Annotated in this window: 4 protein-coding genes and 1 tRNA gene; 3 read left to right on the top strand and 2 right to left on the bottom strand. The window is 60.3% G+C overall.

The features are described 5' to 3' along the window. Positions 1–82 precede the first annotated feature (82 nt). Entirely contained in the window at positions 83–2,485 is a 2,403-nt protein-coding gene (locus tag VEZ52_RS08785; protein WP_324836494.1) for an MFS transporter, read from the top strand. Here VEZ52_RS08785 and VEZ52_RS08780 read toward each other — a convergent pair. Then, entirely contained in the window at positions 2,466–3,335 is an 870-nt protein-coding gene (locus VEZ52_RS08780) for a formyltransferase family protein (RefSeq protein WP_324836493.1), read from the bottom strand. The genes VEZ52_RS08785 and VEZ52_RS08780 overlap by 20 nt on opposite strands. A 95-nt stretch (positions 3,336–3,430) precedes the next feature. Beyond that, positions 3,431–4,132, bottom strand: coding sequence for a M15 family metallopeptidase (locus tag VEZ52_RS08775; protein ID WP_324836492.1), 702 nt, complete (start codon positions 4,130–4,132; stop codon positions 3,431–3,433). A 167-nt stretch (positions 4,133–4,299) separates the two neighbouring features. On the opposite strand from VEZ52_RS08775, the gene selD reads away from it, so the two are divergent. Together selD and VEZ52_RS08765 are read left to right on the top strand one after the other, a co-directional pair. Continuing rightward, positions 4,300–5,358, top strand: coding sequence for a selenide, water dikinase SelD (selD, locus tag VEZ52_RS08770; RefSeq protein WP_324836491.1), 1,059 nt, complete (start codon positions 4,300–4,302; stop codon positions 5,356–5,358). 247 nt (positions 5,359–5,605) lie between these two features. Beyond that, positions 5,606–5,689 (top strand) — tRNA-Leu (locus tag VEZ52_RS08765). The last annotated feature ends 15 nt before the right edge of the window (positions 5,690–5,704 follow it).

Genomic DNA, 5,704 nt, shown 5'->3' with positions numbered 1-5,704 from the left:
TCCCTTTGACGTGCTGGTAACGGCGGACGAACTGCACGAAACCATCAGCCAGCCGCACCCCGGTACACCCTAAGGATTTTACGTGCTTATCCGCGCCACGCGCAAACTGCGCATCAATGCCCTGCTGCTCGGGCTTGGAGTTCTGCTGGTTACTCTGGGCTTCAACGTGCTGCTCTCGGTTTCCACGCTGAATACGCTGGCAACCGACATGGTGCTTTCCGGCTATCGCAGCGGCGCTGAACGTCTGGCCCGCGACATTGAACGCGGCATGCGCTTTGGCAAGCCGCTGGCTTCGTTCGCCGGAATGGACGAGATGCTGGCGGAACTGGGTCAGAGCGCGGCGGGCATCAAACGTGTGGCCATTATTGATGCCAGGGGTTCCACGCTCTATGCGCAGCCAGCCCAGGGCTCAGCAGCGGAAAGCACATTGCCTGCCGGTGCAGCCTCCCAGACCAGCGAGGGCAAAGACGGCCCGCAAGGCGCAATCAAAACCGCAGATGGCTACCGGCTGAGCATTCTCCTGAGCTACAAGACGCCTGTGGGGCACCTGCTGGTGGACATTGACGGCAAGCCCATCAATGCGGCTACAGAAGATTTTCTGCGTTTGTCATCCCTGCTGCTGGCAGCGGCCTGCCTTGTGGCGGGGCTGATTCTGGCCGGGCGCCTTGGCCTCTTGACCGGGCAACGCGCGGTGGGCACAAGCCTTTCGGGCATGACCAGAATGCTGCTTGTCATCATCGGCACATCGCAATTGCTCTACGCCTGCGGCACGCTGGTGCTGTTCGATACCTTCGTCAAGCAGGCCGTACGCACCAAGGCCGACATCCTCGCCGAAGGCTCCGGGCGCGATTTTGAGTACCTCATCCACAAAGGCGTGGATATCGCCAGCCTGCGCGGCAAGGATCAGGCCCTTGAACAGTTGCTTGCAGCCAACAGCGAGCTTGCGGGCGCGCAGTTGTTGACGCCTGAAGGCAATGCTGTGGCCTCTGCCGGGAATGTGCCCGACCCATCGCTCACGGTTGAAAAATCGCTGAGCACCTACTGGCCCAGCCGCTTCCGCCAAAAGCAGGAAGTGCTGCGTCTGCAACTGGCCTTGCAGCCCCAGGCCATCACAGCCCGCATATCAGCGCTGGCCCTTGACCTTGGAGCCTCGCTGCTCATCAGCTTTTTGCTGCTGCTGGAGCTTTCAAAACTGCTGGGCCTTATCGCGCAACGCAACCTGCCGCCGGATGCTGCGGCGAACGCCCTTGAGGGCAGCCGCCATTCTCTCGCCGTGCAGGCATTACGGGCAGCGGGCTTTGTGTTCTTTTTGGGCTACGACATGGGCATATCGTTCATTCCCCTGCTGGCCCGCCAGTTGTATGAGCCGTTCATGGGCCTGAGCCGCGATGTGGCCATTGGCCTGCCCATTTCGGCAGAGATGGTCAGCGCGGGCATTGCCCTGCTGTTTTCCGGCGGATTTTCATTACGTTACGGCTGGCGAAAGGTCTTTGCCGCCGGCACTCTGGCTGCGGCTGTGGGGCTGATGATGGGCGGCATGGCCAACAGCCTGCATCTGCTCATTCTGGGGCGCGTTGCCACAGGCTTCGGCTTTGGCCTTGTGCTCATGGCCGGGCAGATCGGCACCCTGGGCAAAGCCAATGCCGGGGCGGGGCTCACCAGTGTGTTCGCTGGCATTTTTTCCGGCAGCATCTGCGGCTCCGCAGCGGGGGCCATGCTGGCGGATCATGTTTCCTTTCAGGCGGTGCTGGCGACCGGCTCCTGCACCATATTGCTGGCGCTGTTCACCGTGATGCTTGGCAAAGAACCCGCAGAGGCCGCAGCAAGCAGTTCCGGCAACGCGGCCTGCCAGGGCTCTGGTGCGCAGACCGCCGCGCAGGGGCATATGTTTTCAGGCTGCATGCAATTGCTGCAAGACCCACGCATGCATATGATACTCTGGCTGGTGGGCATACCCGCCGCCATGTGCCTGACCGGATTTTTGCACTACCTGCTGCCACTGAGACTGGCAAACGCCCATGTGGATCAATCGGATATCGGCCGTATATTCATGCTTTACGGCCTGTGTTTCATTACGGCGGGGCCACTGCTTGGCAAATGGATAGATCGCAGAAAAGACAAATCCCTGTTCCTGACGCTGACGGGCCTGCTCTCCGGCATCACGCTGCTCATTGCGGCAACGGCCACAAACATGGCTGGAGCCGCCGCTGCGGTCATCTCCCTTGGGCTGGCCCAGTGTCTGGCTGCCCCGGCATCAATGATCTGCGTTCTCACGCTTGCTTCGGCGCAAACCCTGGGGCGCGAAAAGACAGCCTCGATTTACCGTGGTCTGGAACGCATGGGGCAGGTGGCGGGGCCTGTGGTGTTTGGCATTGCCGTAACCGTCATGGCTCCAGCCAGCGCGCTGTTGCTCATGGGCGGCATCGTCTGCGCGCTTTCCCTGCTGTTCCACCTGATGTGGCGGCTCAGGACTCCAGCGAACTGACCAGCGCCCGCAGCTCGGGCATGCCGGGATCTGTCAGGCCTCCGGGCAGAAACCACGACAGGACTTCATAATAATCTTCGGGCAGAACGATATGCCCGCCCTTCTGGATAAACCTGCGGAATTCGTCTTCGGTGGGATAGCTGAAGTATTTTCGGCCTTCGCTGCTCTGCACATGGCTTGTCAGCTCGCGCCCCGCCTCCAGTTCCGGCAGGTGCCGCAACAGGGCGTCTATACCCGCAAAATAGGTATGCACAAAGTTCCACAGCAGGGAACGGTCGTAGTTGATGGGCCACCAGCCGATCTCCACGATGGGGCCGGTATCCAGCCCTGCATCAAGGTGGAAAAGCGTGCAGCCAGAGCGCTCATTGCCATGTTCCATAGCCCGAAAAGGGCTGCACAGGCCTTGCAGATCAGGCAGCGCGCCGGGATGCATGCCATAGGTGCCAAGCCGGGGCATATCGATAACTTCCGTGGGAATAACGTAGTCGTACCGGCAGGAGATGACAACGTCCGGCGCAAGGTCGCGCATGGCTTGCCGGGAGGCGGGCGACCGCATGGGCCCCCACATCTCCATATCAATGCCGTAACGCTTTTTCAGGCCCGCATAGGTCTGACACCGCGCCGCATTGCCCTCAGGAAAGCGGGCTTCCAGCCAGGGCAGAATGTGCTCAAGCACCATGTTCCGCTCATGGGCCACAAGGCTTGCCGCGTAGTCATTGCTGCACTCCGCGTCCAGCACGTAATCTGAAAGAACCACAAAAACATCGTGCTTGGGGGCAATGGCTGCCAGCAGTCTGTTAAGGGCGACACATCCTGCAAGATCCTTCTTGGCGCAAACGACAACTTTCACGGCATATCCTTTCGTGGAACATTGCCCAGCATGCTACGCCGCAAGGTTCTGCATGAAAAGAAGAAATCTGCCGTGGTTATGCGCTGAACCTCGTTTTATTCCACCGCAAAATTGAAATAGGTATCCGTGTATGGCTCGTTTTTAAGCGTGTAATGCCACCACTCTTCTTCATAGCGCTTGAACCCGGCATTCTCCATAAGGCCCAGAAGCACAGCCCGATTGGCCTCCTGCTGCGGGCTCAGCCCCTTGGCCCCGTGGTGCGAGGCCGCGCCAAAAAAGTCAAATGGGGTGCCCATGTCCACCTCTTTGCCGCTCAGCCTGTCAACGAGGGTGAGGTCTACCGTGCTGCCGCGCGAATGCCCGGAGCGCGTGGCAACATAGCCCAGATCAAACACCCGCGCCTTGTCCACCTGCGGGTAAAAAATCGCCTTCATGCGCGTGTCGGCGGCGTTCATGCCCCAGCGCACAAAATGATCCACTGCCGATTGCGGGCGGTAGGCGTCATAAATTTTCAGGGTATAGCCATTCTCTTCCGCCGCCGCTGCGGCCTTGCACAGAGCACTCGCCGCTGGTTCGGTCAAGATTGCCTGGGGTGCAAGATATCCATTGATGCGTTCCCCTACAAAGTTGTAGGAGGAAAAATAGCGTATTTCCTGAATAATATTCTGGCATTGGTCGCTTACATGCACAAAACCATCGTGCATGGCCGCCTGCGCGTGCCAAGGAAACAGCATCCCAAAGGCCAGCACCAACAACTGCAAAAAAAGAAGCGGATCGCATTTACGGCGCGCAATCATGGTCGTCTCCTCAATTTTTTCAGCACCCTGCGCTGACGGCAAAACCCAGTACACCAGTTCGGCATTGCACATTATAATGGTTCGCTCGTCAATATGTCATATTTTGACCTTTTACCTTCAAGAAGGCATACTTGGGGGATGAACACAAAAATACCAGGGAGCGCAGCATGAAACTGCTGGAAAAAGCCCGCGCGGCCGGTTGAGCCGCCAAGCTGGCTCCAGGGGCCCTGGAGCGACTTTTACGCGGCCTGCCGTCCGATACGCGCCCTGACCTTGAGGCCAGGGTTCTGGCTGGTCGCGCCAGGAACGAAGACGCCGTTGTGCTGACCGTTCCCCTTGGCTGCGCCCTGGTGCAGACCGTGGATATACTTGCGCCCATTGTCAACGATGCCTTTGCCTTTGGCCGCATTGCCGCCGCCAACGCGCTTTCGGATGTGTACGCCATGGGCGGTCAGCCGTGGAGCGCCATGAATGTGGCCTTTTTTCCGCAGGCCCTGGCAGAGGACGACCCGCAGCACATACTGGAAAACATCCTGCGTGGCGGCCTTGACGCCATGAACGAAGCCGGGGCCGTGCTGGCTGGCGGTCACACGGTGCAGGACGAGGAACTCAAGTACGGTCTGGCGGTCACGGGCATCATTGATCCCTCCCACATGGCCCGCAACGATGGCCTGAAAGCAGGCCAGACCCTGCTGCTGACCAAACCGCTGGGCACGGGAGTGCTCGCCACTGCGGTCAAGGCCCGCTGGGACGGAGCCGAAGAGAGCGAGGCCGAAGTCACGCGCTGGTGCTCCCGCCTCAACAGCGTCGCCGGGGGCGTTGTGCGCGACCTCAAAATCGCCGCCGCTACAGACATAACAGGCTTTGGCCTTGGCGGGCACGCGCTTGAAATGGCCCTGGCCTCGGGCGTTACCGTGGTACTGAATGCCGAGGCCCTGCCCCTCATGCCCCGCGCTCTTGAATACGCGCGCGACGGGCTTATACCCGCAGGCAGCCACCTGAACAGAAAATACTGGGCCTGCTCCACCCTTGTGGAAGACGGCGTGGACGAAGCGCTCACGAGCCTCGCCTTTGACGCGCAGACCTCCGGCGGTCTGCTGCTGGCAGTGCCGCCAGAGCTGGTGCCGCAGGCGCGCGAGATGCTGCTGGCTGGCGGCGATCTGGCCTGCGTGGTGGGCGAGGTTGTTGCGCCAAGGCCTGACGGCGCAGCCCTGGTGTTGCGCTGATCCCCCACGTATGCGGCCAGAGGCAAGGCCAGGCATGCGGCGCATGCCGCCCCCACGCCGCGCGCTCCGCACCGGGATGGTGATTTCGGCCAATTTTTTTAAAAAAATTGCTTGCCGTACCGCCATTGCGACTTATTTATGACGGAGATTTTCGGTTAACGCCCTCCCGCCCGGCACAGCCCACGGCAACAGGCGCGCCGCTCATGGCTTGCAGCCCACCGGCAAGTGTGCTATGGAAACACGCTTTGCGAGAGTGGCGGAATTGGTAGACGCACTGGACTTAGAATCCAGCACCATTGGTATGGGGGTTCAAGTCCCCCCTCTCGCACCATCTACCTCACCAAGA

The organism is Desulfovibrio sp., assembly GCF_035644575.1.
Taxonomy (GTDB): Bacteria; Desulfobacterota; Desulfovibrionia; order Desulfovibrionales; family Desulfovibrionaceae; genus Desulfovibrio.
Note: the sequence above shows the minus strand (reverse complement) of the source record. Positions and strands in the feature narration are given on the sequence as shown.